Source organism: Shewanella morhuae (assembly GCF_900156405.1).
In the GTDB taxonomy this organism is placed as follows: domain Bacteria; phylum Pseudomonadota; class Gammaproteobacteria; order Enterobacterales; family Shewanellaceae; genus Shewanella; species Shewanella morhuae.
In genome coordinates this window covers 56,723-70,021 of sequence record NZ_FTNN01000012.1, presented here as the reverse complement: position 1 = coordinate 70,021, position 13,299 = coordinate 56,723, and the positions used below count along the sequence as shown (strand labels likewise).

At 46.7% G+C, this 13,299-nt stretch carries 21 protein-coding genes, 1 tRNA gene and 1 other RNA gene; 20 read left to right on the top strand and 3 right to left on the bottom strand.

The genetic code is table 11. The features are described 5' to 3' along the window. Nucleotides 1-76 (bottom strand) — tRNA-Asn (locus tag BW947_RS14040). 775 nt (nt 77-851) lie between these two features. Further along, the gene (locus BW947_RS14035) at nt 852-1,595 is read right to left on the bottom strand and encodes a LexA family transcriptional regulator (RefSeq protein WP_076500570.1); all 744 of its coding nucleotides are present in this window, start codon (nt 1,593-1,595) and stop codon (nt 852-854) included. Nucleotides 1,596-1,884: 289 nt separating this feature from the next. On the opposite strand from BW947_RS14035, the gene BW947_RS14030 reads away from it, so the two are divergent. The 14 genes from BW947_RS14030 to BW947_RS13965 all read left to right on the top strand — a co-directional run bounded on the left by BW947_RS14030 (nt 1,885) and on the right by BW947_RS13965 (nt 9,970). Continuing rightward, nucleotides 1,885-2,112, top strand: coding sequence for a helix-turn-helix domain-containing protein (locus tag BW947_RS14030; protein ID WP_041411143.1), 228 nt, complete (start codon nt 1,885-1,887; stop codon nt 2,110-2,112). After that, nucleotides 2,105-4,321, top strand: coding sequence for a DNA-binding protein (locus BW947_RS14025; RefSeq protein WP_076500568.1), 2,217 nt, complete (start codon nt 2,105-2,107; stop codon nt 4,319-4,321). The genes BW947_RS14030 and BW947_RS14025 overlap by 8 nt, the downstream gene beginning before the upstream one ends. A gap of 60 nt (nt 4,322-4,381) precedes the next feature. Next, nucleotides 4,382-5,104 (top strand): AAA family ATPase, encoded by a 723-nt coding sequence (locus tag BW947_RS14020; RefSeq protein WP_012089134.1) that lies wholly within the window; start codon nt 4,382-4,384, stop codon nt 5,102-5,104. A gap of 5 nt (nt 5,105-5,109) precedes the next feature. Continuing rightward, complete coding sequence (locus BW947_RS14015; RefSeq protein ID WP_076500566.1) at nt 5,110-5,646, top strand: hypothetical protein; 537 nt, start codon at nt 5,110-5,112, stop codon at nt 5,644-5,646. Continuing rightward, nucleotides 5,643-6,158: a hypothetical protein gene (locus tag BW947_RS14010; protein ID WP_076500563.1), complete on the top strand. Its 516-nt coding sequence runs from the start codon at nt 5,643-5,645 to the stop codon at nt 6,156-6,158. Before BW947_RS14015 ends, BW947_RS14010 begins: the two co-directional genes overlap by 4 nt. A 1-nt stretch (nt 6,159) precedes the next feature. Then, a complete protein-coding gene (locus BW947_RS14005; protein ID WP_063884365.1) occupies nt 6,160-6,372 on the top strand; it encodes a hypothetical protein in 213 nt (70 codons plus the stop codon). Between the two features lies 1 nt (nt 6,373). Further along, nucleotides 6,374-7,009 carry a DUF3164 family protein gene (locus tag BW947_RS14000; RefSeq protein WP_076500561.1) on the top strand — a complete coding sequence of 212 codons (636 nt, stop codon included), beginning with the start codon at nt 6,374-6,376 and terminating at the stop codon, nt 7,007-7,009. Nucleotides 7,010-7,028: 19 nt separating this feature from the next. After that, on the top strand, nt 7,029-7,337 hold the full coding sequence (locus tag BW947_RS13995; RefSeq protein WP_076500560.1) for a hypothetical protein: 309 nt from the start codon (nt 7,029-7,031) through the stop codon (nt 7,335-7,337). A gap of 2 nt (nt 7,338-7,339) precedes the next feature. After that, nucleotides 7,340-7,412, top strand: an RNA gene (locus tag BW947_RS13990) — hammerhead ribozyme type II. A 15-nt stretch (nt 7,413-7,427) separates the two neighbouring features. Then, nucleotides 7,428-7,649, top strand: coding sequence for a hypothetical protein (locus BW947_RS13985; protein ID WP_076500558.1), 222 nt, complete (start codon nt 7,428-7,430; stop codon nt 7,647-7,649). Beyond that, nucleotides 7,643-8,263, top strand: coding sequence for a gp16 family protein (locus BW947_RS13980; protein WP_076500556.1), 621 nt, complete (start codon nt 7,643-7,645; stop codon nt 8,261-8,263). The genes BW947_RS13985 and BW947_RS13980 overlap by 7 nt, the downstream gene beginning before the upstream one ends. Then, nucleotides 8,256-8,711, top strand: a complete 456-nt coding sequence (locus BW947_RS13975) for a Mor transcription activator family protein (RefSeq protein ID WP_012197065.1) — start codon at nt 8,256-8,258, stop codon at nt 8,709-8,711. The genes BW947_RS13980 and BW947_RS13975 overlap by 8 nt, the downstream gene beginning before the upstream one ends. A 110-nt stretch (nt 8,712-8,821) precedes the next feature. Beyond that, nucleotides 8,822-9,526: a DUF4145 domain-containing protein gene (locus tag BW947_RS13970; RefSeq protein ID WP_076500555.1), complete on the top strand. Its 705-nt coding sequence runs from the start codon at nt 8,822-8,824 to the stop codon at nt 9,524-9,526. An 18-nt stretch (nt 9,527-9,544) separates the two neighbouring features. Continuing rightward, complete coding sequence (locus tag BW947_RS13965) at nt 9,545-9,970, top strand: DUF4124 domain-containing protein (RefSeq protein ID WP_076500553.1); 426 nt, start codon at nt 9,545-9,547, stop codon at nt 9,968-9,970. Nucleotides 9,971-10,016: 46 nt separating this feature from the next. Here the strand turns inward: BW947_RS13965 and BW947_RS13960 are convergent, their stop codons facing one another. Then, complete coding sequence (locus BW947_RS13960) at nt 10,017-10,745, bottom strand: hypothetical protein (protein ID WP_076500551.1); 729 nt, start codon at nt 10,743-10,745, stop codon at nt 10,017-10,019. A gap of 137 nt (nt 10,746-10,882) precedes the next feature. Between BW947_RS13960 and BW947_RS13955 the strand changes: the two genes are divergently transcribed. From BW947_RS13955 to BW947_RS13930, 6 genes are all read left to right on the top strand, one after another. Further along, nucleotides 10,883-11,221 carry a hypothetical protein gene (locus tag BW947_RS13955; RefSeq protein WP_076500550.1) on the top strand — a complete coding sequence of 113 codons (339 nt, stop codon included), beginning with the start codon at nt 10,883-10,885 and terminating at the stop codon, nt 11,219-11,221. After that, nucleotides 11,211-11,780, top strand: a complete 570-nt coding sequence (locus tag BW947_RS13950; protein WP_076500548.1) for a lysozyme — start codon at nt 11,211-11,213, stop codon at nt 11,778-11,780. Before BW947_RS13955 ends, BW947_RS13950 begins: the two co-directional genes overlap by 11 nt. Beyond that, nucleotides 11,777-12,361, top strand: coding sequence for a hypothetical protein (locus tag BW947_RS13945; protein ID WP_076500546.1), 585 nt, complete (start codon nt 11,777-11,779; stop codon nt 12,359-12,361). The genes BW947_RS13950 and BW947_RS13945 overlap by 4 nt, the downstream gene beginning before the upstream one ends. A gap of 84 nt (nt 12,362-12,445) precedes the next feature. Further along, nucleotides 12,446-12,670, top strand: coding sequence for a hypothetical protein (locus tag BW947_RS13940; RefSeq protein ID WP_076500544.1), 225 nt, complete (start codon nt 12,446-12,448; stop codon nt 12,668-12,670). Beyond that, complete coding sequence (locus tag BW947_RS13935; RefSeq protein ID WP_076500542.1) at nt 12,667-13,002, top strand: DUF2730 domain-containing protein; 336 nt, start codon at nt 12,667-12,669, stop codon at nt 13,000-13,002. The genes BW947_RS13940 and BW947_RS13935 overlap by 4 nt, the downstream gene beginning before the upstream one ends. Continuing rightward, nucleotides 13,002-13,298: a VpaChn25_0724 family phage protein gene (locus tag BW947_RS13930; RefSeq protein ID WP_006087224.1), complete on the top strand. Its 297-nt coding sequence runs from the start codon at nt 13,002-13,004 to the stop codon at nt 13,296-13,298. Before BW947_RS13935 ends, BW947_RS13930 begins: the two co-directional genes overlap by 1 nt. Nucleotide 13,299 lies beyond the last annotated feature (1 nt).

Sequence of the window (13,299 nt, the reverse complement as noted above, 5' to 3'; positions counted from 1 at the left end):
TGGCTCCCCTGACTGGACTCGAACCAGTGACATACGGATTAACAGTCCGCCGTTCTACCAACTGAACTACAGGGGAATCGTTTCATAAAGTCATAATGACTCGTTGAGAACGGAGCGCATAGTAAAACGCCCCGTTGTACGAGTCAACTCGAGTTACCAAAAAAAGTGTAATTATGCTGTTAAGTGCTCATCTAATGTGCATCATGGCGCAGAATTCGACGTTTCGGTGCAAAAGTGCTTAACAATTCGTGATATAGCCTAGGTGATTTTAAATTTTAACTCTGCTTTTTCTATAAAATTTAAATAGCTAGCTAACAAAGTGCGTTGCCTACCATAAAGTGAGACATAGAAGTTGAAGTAACCTTCTGCCTGTTATGACTCGCTGTTTGCACAAAATTGCGAGTTACGGCTAATGCGATAAAGGCGTTTGGCTAAATATATTTAGATTAATCTCATTTGCTCCTATAGCGCATTGACGATAGACGTTGTAATTAAATGGCTCCATTTATGTGTTCATTATGGTAGCGTAATTCTTTAGACTTACCTTATTGGTGGTGGCTGATTTTTGCTCGCTTTTTTATTAGCCCGCTATTTTTCATGTTAATCATTCTTATGACTGACAGCGAATACGCAGTTGTAACCAGTCAAATGGATTGACAATAAGTGAGAACAGCCGAGATTAGTTGAAACTAGGCGGGAGGCCTTGGTGTACAAGAGGTGTGCGAGTAGTGAGTTAAGTCGGAAGTGATTCACTAGGATTGATAAAAACAAAGCTGGCGCCAAAATGGTTCGCCAGCTTTGAAAAATAATCACAGTTCATCAAGATTGATAAACTCGGAACTTTTAAAGATTTAATCGAGGTTTTTACCCATCCACACGACTTTGCCAATAATTTGCAGCATTGGCAGTTCACCCGCAGAGACAATCTGAGATTTATACTCCTTGTTGTCACTGAGTATCTCTATGCCGCCATCAAACAGTTTCTGTAAGCGCTTGGCGTAAAGATCGTCGCCCAGGCGTAATACGAAGATACAGCCGTCTTCTAGCGTAGTCTTGCTGATATCAACCAGTAAGCTATCTCCGCTGTGTATAGCGGGCTCCATCGAATTACCTTTGGCATAGACGACTTTAAGATTCTCAGGCTTTAAACCACGGTATTTAAGCCAGTTCTTTCTAAACGAAAGTCGTCTGCGTACACCAGTCTCATCATTAAACGCGCCATGTCCAGTGCTTACCACCACGTCATAGCCTTCAATCAAGAAATACTCTTCATTGAATTGGTCTTGGTGGACGTAAACAATACCTTCCTGGGAAATGTCATCGCGTTGGCGATTGGGGTATTTAGGACCATTGCCAGTTGCAAGCCAACGTATGCTCACGCCAGCCTCTTCTGCTATACGTATTGCGGTATCTAACTTAGGTTCTCCACCTTTGATTAGATTACGTAGGGTGCCTTCAGATACGCCAATTTTAATGGCGAACTCTCTAATACTGTTTTTTCCAATAGCTTCCGAAATGCGGTCAGCAAGAGTGCCGACTTCAGTTGTGGAAGTCGGATCTAAAGTTGGATCTGAATGTAAGGCTTCCGACTTCATTATTTTCCTCGAACCAAAATCTATTTAACGCTCAAGAGAGCAATAGTTATTACTTAAAAACTACCGAATAAGTAATGGTTTACTGAATATCCAACCGAAACTACATCAATCTTTTGCGCACTAAAATAACTTTAGTGCGTAATTTTCTGCGCGAAAAAGCAAAAAGCTGTTGATTTGTGCCTAACTCGGATCTATATTCGCAATACGTTACGCACTGCGTAACGTATTGTAGTTAAACTGCGTTCGTTCGCAATGCGAACGTAATCAAAATATTAGCACGGTAATTCTTATGAAGATAGAAAGCGCTCGTCATATACATGCAGCCTTGCTCGCAAATGGACAAAGCTGCCGTGCGTGGGCGATTACGCATGGATACAACCCAAGGACGGTTCAGAAGTGCGTTCAATGGTTTGCACCTAATACAGGTCGTAAACCTAAACGCTTAAAAGCCATCAAGATCATGGCTGCTTTATCTGAATACCTTGGTGTTGATTTAGTGGGAGAGCACCATGACTAAGGAATGGTTTAGCACTGTAGAAATTTCAGAGCTATTGGATGTCGGGGATAGACGCATCCGTGATAGGGCAAAACATGAAAACTGGCAAAAGCAAAGGCGACAAGGGCTAGGTGGAGGATTTGAATATCACCTAAATAGTTTACCCCTTGAGGCTCGTCAGAAGCTGGCAAAACAGGAAGCGGAGCAGATAGCCAAATCTCCAACGTCCCTGATGCGTGCGGGATCTGCTGTTGCCAAACTGCAAATCCCTGCAGTGAGTCAATCAGAAAAAGCCAAGAGCATTCAACAGTTTATAAATCTACCTGATAAAGCGCAAAAGCGGGCTGATGCAAAGATGCTGATCGTCAATGCCAAGGCTAAATTCTGCATGCCTTACCTTGAGGTTCGCAAGCTCGTTGATGGTGAAAAAGCATTCTGCAAAGCGTATGCCCAGCGTTCGATTGCACTACCGGACTGGGTATTCTCAATTATTAGCAGCGTTTCTATTGTAACGATCCGCCGTTGGGAAAAGGTCTTAGAAAAAGATGGCGTTAGCGCACTCGCTGGTAAATATAAAGTTGAGCGTCCTTGTCTACTGAATGACGAGCCCGACTTAGCCGACTTCCTAAAGGGGCTGATCACTGCCAAACCGCATCTGGCAGGCAAGGCAAAGCAGCTTAAAAAGCTAGCCGAGATCTATGCGATAAAAACCGACATGCCTTGGCAGATCCCAAGCATCTCCAGCATTCGCCGCTGGGTGAATAAATGGATAAGCCAGAATCAAGCGGCTTTTACATTCACTACAAACCCTAAAAAATTCAACGATAAATACCGGACTGCAGTTGAGCAAACCTATCCATGGATGGCTGCGCCAAACGATGTATGGGAATTTGACTCAACCCCAGTCGATGCCATGTTGAAAGAAGGGCGACACACCATTATTGCGGTGATCGACTGCTTCACACGTCGCGTCAAACTGCTTGTTTCGCCCACTTCATCAAGCGAAGGCATTTGCCTTTTAATGCGCAAGACCTTACTGGCTTGGGGAGTTCCAAACCAAGGCGGCTTAATGCGTACCGATAACGGCAGCGATTATGTCAGCCAGCGAACCACGAGTATCTATCACTTACTCGACTTAGAACAAAGCCGTGCTAACCCATACTCAGGTTGGGAAAAGCCCTTTATCGAACGTTTCTTTAAGACGCTCAGCCATGATCTTATTGAGTTACTGCCTGGCTACATTGGCCATAACGTCAATGATCGCGAGGCTATCGAGGCTCGGAAAGAATTTGCGGTACGCCTTAAAGAGCGCAACAAGAAAGAGAACGAAAAGGCTGATTACGATCTCCGTATGACGCAACCGGAATTACAGCAACTTCTTGATAATTGGGTTGATGCCTATTATCACCTCCGCGCACACGATGGCCTAAAGGGTAAAACACCCAATGAAGTCTATCGCGCAGCTCAATATCAAGTGCGGGCAGTCGAACATCCTGAAGCCTTAGATCTCCTGCTTAACCACGTTGGCGAGTACACCATCCTTAAGGGCTTTATTAAAGCGGGAGGATTGCGTTATACGGCACCGGAAATGTTGGAGCATGAATGGAAAGGGCAAAGAGTCCGAGTATTCCTCGATCCAACAGACGTCGCTCGAGCGTTTATTTACCCGATCAATAATTGGGAAACACGAATTGAAGCGGTTGATAGCCGTCTTTTAGGTCAAGAGATCAGCCCTGCGGCTTATCGTCAAACCAAAAAAGAAGAAGCCAAGTCACTGCGTAGTTTCAGAGCCGAAATGAAGCAACTCGCTAAAACGTTCAACATAGGCGAGATCCATCAGACCGTCATTGAACACTATGCCAAGCAGGCTAAGTCACTAGTCGAGTTTCCAACCCAGCCAATAGCCCATCAAAACCCCAGCTTAATGGCATTAACTGAGGCTGCAGAGCTGCTCGTTAAAACCAATAAGCCTGCTTATAGCGACCAACAAATTGAACATTTACGCCAGAAGCGTAAAGCGATTGAAGAACGTAAAAACACCATTAATCAACAGCATGCAACCTTAGTGCGTAATGAGCACGAAAAGGCACGTTTGCTTGCCGCTGAATCTCTCAACCGTGAATTAACGCCAAAGGAGGATGCATTCCTAAAGGATTACAAAAAGCACAACAAGTTAGGGGCAAAACGCATTGATGAAATCATGGGCCATAAGCGCAGAGCGACCAACTGAGCACTTATGACCCATAACGGCCATGAAGGCCATAAAACTAAAGCAAATGGAGTATACAAAATGAAAGCAGTGATCGCACCTGTAAAAAATGTTCTGACAGCCCAAGACGCCTTCGACAACCTTTGTACCCGAGGCATAGGTGTACCAGGTCTCGGTTTGTACCACGGCCCAAGTGGCTTTGGTAAAACAACTGCAACCACGTATCTGTTTAACCAAGTGAACGGTATCTATGTTCGGGCCATGGCCACAGACAGTGCTAGTACGCTTATGAACCGCATTGTCGGCGAACTCGGATCGAGCGGCATGTGGCGCATCAATAAGATGGTCGATTTCACTATTGAGCAAATGAGCATGTACGAACGCCCATTGTTCATCGATGAAGCCGACTACCTCATGTCGGATGTTCGTATGCTTGAAACGGTGCGCGATCTCTACGACAACACAGAAGTCCCAGTGATCCTCATTGGTATGGACCAAATCGCCCGCCGTATCAGTACACGCAAACAGTTCTTTAACCGTATTTCAGAGTGGGTTGAGTTTCGACCAGCCGACTTAGATGACGTCATGGTGATGGCTGATTCCCTCTTAGACAACGACATCAAAGTCGAACCAGAACTCCTTGATGAACTGCGTAAAGCCAGCAGTGGTGAGGCTCGTCGCATTGTCATTGGCCTTAATCAAATCGAACGTCTCGCCAAAATGAACGAACTTGATTACGTCACTGCAGAACACTGGGGGGCACAGCCATTCCATGGTGTTCGACGTCCAAGCCTTGTGGGTTAAGCGTTATGGCACAAGTCAAACGCTCAACCCCGTTAAGGCACAGCGCATGGTTGTTTATGTGCTGTTGTCGCAATCGAAAAGTCAGCTTTAGTGCTGAACAAGTTGCCGATGCATCGGGAATGCCTAAGTGTCTCGCGAATCGCTTTTTGCGTGATTTGTATCGAGAAGGGCGCTTAACACTCGAATGGAAAGGGCGTACAGGGCTGACAAACCGCTACTGGTTAAACGATGACAGCCCGTTAAAGCGCCAGTCTCAGTTCGCCAAGATTAAGGCGAATCAACGGATCTGGAACAGCTGCCGCATTATGCGCAATTTTTCGATTGAAGAAATCATGGTCACAGCCAGGGTGGCGCGCTCAACCGTAAAGCGTTACCTCAACGCCCTGCAACGGGCAGGCTTGATCCGCATCAGAGCTATCGAGGAGGAAATGATCATTTATCACCTCAACGTTGACTGTGGTGCTTTAGCACCAGAGCTAATCGATGACGGTATTTATGCACCAACCAAATCGAAGTTTTATCCCTATAGGGAGGCGCTATGAACAAGGACAATTGGTTCCAAGTGCTTGAGTTAAAAGTCAGTGAGAGCAGCCAAGCGCAGATTGCCAGAGAGCTAGGTGTCAGTCCGACCATGCTTAATCAGGTCCTGCTGAACAAATACAAAGGCAATATCGACACCATTAAAAATCGTGTCGAAGGGCGCTACTTACGTCACAACGTACAGTGCCCCGTTGCAGGACAAATCAGCGTTGATACCTGCAAAGACAATCAAGAACGGCCTTTTAGCTCTACTAACCCACAACGCGTCCGACTCTATCGCGCCTGTCGCGGTGGCTGCCCACATTCGCAGTTAAAGCAGTCGGCAGTAACACAGAGGATCGATGTGCAATCAGCGACAGACAGTCGTTACAACGTAGAGGAACAGCTCGCGTTCTGTCGCCGACTCGCCCAGGGCGATCAACTACAGCATATCGAACTACTCGAAAGGGAGTTGCAAAAGGTGGCTAACCGCCTAAATAGCGCCCTTTGGGATAACAAATGGAAAGGTAAATAACATGCAAACAAAAGCTATCAATGTGATTGCCGCCTTAAGGCTTCGTGGGATGAAGGTCGTTAGCCAGCATCGCGGTGTTATCCAAATTGACGTTCCAAGCCGTGATTTTAAACGCATGGCAGTTGAGATTATCGAGAATATAAAAGGCATTCGTCGCCGTTGTATGGCGGTGCAATTTCATGGCGTGACAGTGCGCTGGAATGAGGACAAATAAGATGAACACACAAGAACAAACCCACAACCAAGCTGCTATTCCGCAGGGCTACCGCAAAAACGCGGTAGGCGATTTGGTGCATGAAGATCGTATCAAGCCCGTGGACAAACTGCGCGACGAAGTAGTGCTGGCTATTGTCGGTTCTGCCAAGGAACTGCGAGAACAGATGCTTAATTTCAAACTGATGACGATGGTGCAAATTGATGGCTTTGCCGAACTATCGGCTAGTGAATATGGCGTTAAGGTCGGTGGCAGCAAGGGCAATATTTTGCTTACTAGCTTTGATGGCAAGTACCAAGTGCGCCGTGCCGTGGGTGAACACCGCGTATTTGATGAACGCATTCAAACCGCTAAAACCTTGATTGATGACTGCATTAAAAGCTGGAGCGGTGGCGCGGATACCCGCCTGATGGCGATGGTTGAGCATGCCTTTCGGGTAAACCAGCAAGGCCGAATCGACGTTAACCAAGTGCTCAGTCTGCGCCAGCTGGATATCGACGATGCCAACTGGAAACGGGCCATGGACGCCATAGCCGACGCGATTCAAATCACAGGCACTAGTCAGTACCTGCGTTTATATGAGCGTCAGCCTAATGGCAAATATACCCAACTACCACTGGATATCAGCACCCTTTAGGGGGAGCAAGGAGCACATCATGACACTCAGTACACAATCGGGCATTCAACACCTATTCGATGACAACCAAGCCGCACTCGATCGGGTGGCGTTTCAATTACGCCAAGCGACCTTACTTGAAGCTAGCTTTGACAATCTGCGCAGCGAGCTCAGTGGCCTAGCTGCTGAAAGGCCGCATTACTGCTTGATCATGTGCGCCGCGCTGCTCAATGCGCTCAAGGAGTTAAGCCAAGAGTTTGCAGGCGAACGCCGCGCTGTGATCGCCTTTTTTATGGAGAAGTCACTCAATAATTTAGAACTGCTAGAGCCAAAGCCAGTAATGCGTTAACCCTGCGAAACCCGCTCCATAGCTTGGAGCGAGGTCTGTCTAATGTAGTGATTAGGCACTGATGAGCAGCTAACCAAAGAGTAAAGATGAATGACACCCTATGCTAAACGCTTACTCAAATATGCCATTGCGAACTGCCCAGTTAGGCCCGTTCGTAAGGGGAAAACTAAGGCAGAACTGCTCGCCGATCGTGAGCAATGGGCTGTTAACTTTTTAAATGCAGTAACACCACATTGGCAGCAACTTAAGAGTCAGCCTAAAGCCATCAAGATAGTATCCAGTGCGACAACCGATGAGGATGACGAATGTTAGAAACTAATCAAAAAGCCCCTGTGCAGACTAATGCGCAGGCGCACCCAGTCGCTCAACACAAGAAGCGCCTGATCACCTTAATCAATGTGGCTAAGGGATCATTGCAGCTCGATGAAGCCATCTACCGCGCCATGCTGAAAAATGCCACGGGTAAAGACTCCTTGCGGGCAATGAACTTGCCAGAGCTTGAAAAGGCGCTAGAAGTGTTTAAACAAAAGGGCTTTAAACCTACTGTAACCAACAATAAAACAGCGGTTAAACGTCGTTTAAGTCCTGTTGCGGGTAAAAGCAAATTAGCCAGCATAGATAAAATACGTGCTATTTGGATCACCATGGGCCATCACTTAGTGATCCAGGATAACAGTGAATCGGCGCTTGATGCCTATGTGCGTCGCATGACGCTACGTAGTAAAAGTGAAGGAGTGGATGCCACCGCTTGGATGACAGAACCGCAAGCCTACAAAGTGCTTGAAAGCCTGAAAAACTGGCATAAGCGCGTACTTATCGAGCGTATTATTGCCCGTGGTGAACGGCTAAAAATGAATGAAGCAGGTACACGCCCCGCAAGTTATGAGGTGATCGTCGCGCAATACGAGGGGTATGGTCATGAGTAAGAGCATCCTAAACGCGGTTAGCATTCCCGAAAACCAATTGGATTTATTGTCCACCAGCGCCGCCGAGCTGGAACAAGCCCTCGAAACCTTAGCCACGCTTAAGCCCGATGAGCGTGAGGACTTCATTCGCCGCTGGCCTTCAACCTTGCAAAGCTTGTGTGATGTGATGCGGCAAACGCTAAAGCAATACGATATTGATAATGCGGATAACGTGAGTGAAGCCTTAGCCACTAGCCTAAGTGCCTACCTAGGCGGACGGGACATCTACATCCCCAATGGCGAACGCCTTAAGGACGCGCTGCGTGATATCCGTATTTGGCGTGAGTTTAAGGGCAATAACTTAGAGCAGTTAAGCCGCGACTATGGACTCACCGAGCGCCGGATCAGTCAGATAGTGGCAGAGCAAAGGGCGGCTTTTGTGGCGAGGAAGCAGAGGAGATTGTTTTAGTTAAGAAGTGTGGCTTACTGCAAGGTCATTTGGCATAAAGAGATTTAGAGTATTTAACAATTCACAATTGTTGTTATTATGTAATAAGTTAAATTTTCTCAGGAAATTATATGTCAATTCATGTAACTGATTGCCCGCGCTGCAAGGCACAAAAAACCACATTCGATGTACTTGCTTTTGCACCAGTAAGAGAGATTAATGGCTATCCGGAGACATTTTATCTTGAAGTGCCCATGCAATGTAGAAATTGTAAGCAAGTATCAGTGATTCGTGCAAATGTATCTGGCAGAGCAACATTTCGTGAATTAAATGATTTAAATATACATAGACATTTACTTTATGAATTTTTAGACGTCCACGTTTTTGTAACTCTTGCTGATGTTGAAGCATCCCCCTCTCCGGAACATTTACCTTTAAACGTACAGAATGCCTTTGTCGAGGGGGCAAAGTGCTATGCCTCGGGTTGTTATAACGCTGCAGGTGCAATGTTCAGATTAAGCCTAGATCTCGCTTCTAAGTCTCAATTACCAGCCGATGGCTCAGGAATAACCATTACTCCCCGACAAAAGAATTATCTTGCCGATAGGTTAGAGTGGCTTTTTGATAATAATCATTGGCCTGCTTCGTTAAAGGACATGGTGACTTGCATTCGACAGGATGGTAATGACGGTGCGCACGATGGCGAACTAGGTAAAGATGAAGCCTACGATATTATGGATTTTAGCTTTATGGTTCTGGAGAAAATTTATACAGAGCCAGAGCGTATCAGAATTAGCCAAGAGCGCAGAGCAATTAGAAAGCAACAATCGGCTTAAAAAGTTAAGGATAGATAAATGAAATGGATTTTATTTGCTGCCATGTGCTGCGCATTTAGTGCCGAGGCCGAAATCTACAAATGTATGGTAAATGGGGTGGAGACCTATAGCCAAGTCTCCTGTGCCGAAGATGCCATACCAATCTCAGTAACTCCTCCACCGAAAATGTCTTCTGTTGTCGATACAGCTAACGAATCAATCCTTGTAGAGCAGTGTGTGGCTTACTTGAAACGCTTTGGTGATTTTAAAGATCCTGATTCTATCAAGGTCGAAGGGCATTTCTTTGATTGGTTGCAGGATGATAGCGGTGCTCGCAGGGTATTACAGCTAAAGATTAACGCCAAAAACAGCTATGGGGCATACGCAGGTGGTGAGTTCCGTCCATGTTTTTTGAACTACAACGGGACAAAAATGACTGAACATCAGAAGCTTATTTTCAAATGATTTTAAGTACAAAAAAGCACAAGATTTCACACTTGTGCTTTATCTACTAGTTTATTAGTTGTGGTGCAACAATAGGCGATAACAGCGCTAAAATTCCAAAAAAATAAGGTCCCATTAAATCAAAGTACTCTCTATAGTGAGTGTAACTTTTGAACACATATCCGTATTCAATTGATAAGAGTTTTATTAAGTCTTCGATCTTCCATTTGTCTGTAAATTTGTTGAGAATGATTTCATTTACAAAGTCAACCTCTTCATATCTAGTATCGGGGTCATCAGGATGCCCACTGCTATAACCCTCTCTTGTTATATAGGTTATTTTCCTTCCGAAAAAAGGGAATCCGTGATTTTCGTACCCAAGGGATCGTACACTTGGTTCGTCACCAACCCATACATCTAGAGCCTTACCGAGTAGACCATCAATATCCTCATCATGAGGATTGTTTTGATCAACATAGTAGCGAAAAACTCTTTTATCTTGCATAAATCGTTTAACCCAAAATGAGCGTAACTGCTGGTGATATGTTCTCGCATAAGCAAAATATCGAAACATTAGGTAAGCTATTGATAGGATTAGCAAATATTTAATTGCAACGGTATTGGTGAGTTCAATTTTAGCAACTAATCCAGTAATCTCTTTTAGAGTCGCTCCCGTCCAGCTAATTATTATCAAGACTATAGACGTTACAATTAATGCGCGGCGTTTTGATTTTAAACCGACATCAGCATCTATCTTAGTGTGAAAATTCCTAAGCGTTTTATCCGTTGAATCCATACTTTTTTATTCCTTAGTAATTATGGTGCTGAATGTTATCAGCATAATTTCTTGCATGCTAATCCCGAAACCTTTCCAATCCGCTCCAAACCCTTAAGCCGAGACAATGAACCTATGTTCACTGTCTCGGTTTTTTTATGGCCTTTGTCACCCACAATACTTCTCGTAAATGCCAGAGTCGCAGCGGCGTTAACCGTATGCCGATTGCGAATTTTCGCCCCTCTGGCTTTCACATCAGTCGGATACAAAACCGAGTCCATCGTCAGTGTGCCAAAGACGGGTTTAATGCCCGCCTTCGTGCAGAGTTAGCGGCGGAGTTAGCAGGCGATGTGCCCGCCACCGTACCCGTGTATAGCCACAGTCTCACTCGTCAAAGCTACTTTGAACAAGGCTGGCATGCCGTCACTCACCTCCATGTTTTAAAAGCCCGCGAGCAACGCAAGGCACAAGCTATGGCGGTGCCAAATGAACAGTAAACTCAAGGCTATTTTACTGGCCGCTGGCTTAAGTTCGGCGGCCATCACTGGCGCACAGCTTACCGATAAATGGGAAGGGAATAGCCTGAGCGTCTATATCGATGCGGTTGGCGTGCTGACCGCCTGTCGTGGCCATACGAGCAAAGACTTGAGGCTTGGGCAAACCTTTACCGAGCAACAATGCATGGAGATTTTTGCCAAGGATATCGCTCGCGCTGATAAGCAGTTGCTGCAACTCACGGCCCCTGTAGCACTTACTGATGGCGAGCATGCGGCCTATCTGTCGTTTATGCATTGGGCGGGCTATGGCAATTTTGCCAGCTCAACCCTGCGTAAAAAGCTGCTTGTAGGGGATCGTGTGGGTGCCTGTAAGGAGCTAACCCAAGCCTGTTCAACCAATAAGCAAACGGGTGAGCGCGTCTGTAATGGCTGGACGTATGGCACCGACCTATTCGGTAACAAGGTGCGCCTAAATGGCCTCATCAAGCGTCGTGCCGAAGAGCAAACCATTTGCCTAAGCGAACTGGGCCTCTCGCAATCAAAGGGGGGCGCGCAATGAATCCTTCACAAATCATTAGCACTGTGCAGTGGCTATTTTTGTCACTGGCATTAGTCACCATTGGGCTGATGTACCAGCAACAGCAGAGCACTAATAGCCAACTCACCCAAGCGTTAACTGACAATGCTGCCCTGCAACAGAGCGCCGACACCCTAGCGGTATGGCTGCAAGACGCCAACGTTGAACGCATTGCCCTAAAAGACGAAGGCAAAACCCTCGCCCTGCAGGTGCAAACCGTCGAACAGCAAAAGGCCGCGTTAGCTACCCGTAATCAAGACCTTAACCACCAACTCACCCAGTTACTTGAGGACGCCCAGGATGAACAAACACAAACATGGCGTGTGGCTAGTGTGCCTAACGATGTTGTGCGCGTGTACGACAATGCCGCCCGCTGTGCGTTACGTGCCCACTTACAAGACCGCGTATGTGTTGCCGCCAGAAGCACTGATGCGCGAGTGCAACGTCACTCAGGTACCGCCACAGGTCTTGCAGTGCCTGCAAACCCAACAGGAGGTGTGCCTTCGCAACCCACCGCTCAGCAATCAAGAGTCAGCGGGGCTAATGCTCTCGCTACTCACTGACCTTGGGCAATGCAACCTCGACTGGCAAGCCCTGCACGATTGGCGGCTACGCCATCAAACAGACCAAACAAAATAAGGAACCCCATGGACGAAACCGATTGGGCTAGCAATATGGAAACCCGCGAGCGAGCTGCCTGCGTTGATGCAGTAAGGGATGCCGCCAAGCACAAACAGCATCGCCAAGGCAATGGCATCTGTATTGATTGCTTAGAGCCAAATGAGCCACAGCGGCTTAACGAGTTGCGCTGTATTAGTTGCCAACAGGATGAAGATAAGCGCCAGAAGCAGCGCTATGGGACGCGTTTATGATCGAATCGCTATTTGAATATTTCGGTAAGTATTGGGGCTTCATTGGCAGCGTCATTAGCGTTTTCTGTGCACTGCTGATGGCGTGGTTTAGCACGCGATTTACCCCACGTATTGAGCACGAAAAGGTGATCCAAAAGGTGGCTGAAATCGATAAGCGCCTTAGCGAAACTGAAATGCAATTGGAGTACATGCCGACCCGTGACGAACTGCATGCGCTCGATAAAACCCTCACAGGTTTAGGTGAGCGCTTTGGCGCAATGGAACAAGGCATTAGGCGCTTAGAAACCAAGACCGACATGCTTCTCGAAAACGAACTTAAAGGAGGCCATTAATGGCGATGCAGCAAATTATCAATGAGCACCAACGCCTTGTGGTGCTTCGATTACTGACCGAGGCGGGAGCCTTCGCACTCAATGAGTCCATCTTACAAGATGGCTTAAATGCCTACGGCCTCGACATTAGCCGTGATGCCTTGCTGGTGCAGCTCGCTTGGCTTAACGAGCAAGGGCTGATTAAAACCGAGCTAGTGGGCAAAGTGACCACGGCAACGCTAACAGGTCGCGGCCAAGATGTGGCGACAGGCCGCGCGGTAGTGCCAGGGGTTAAACGTCCACGGGCGGGAGAGTAGC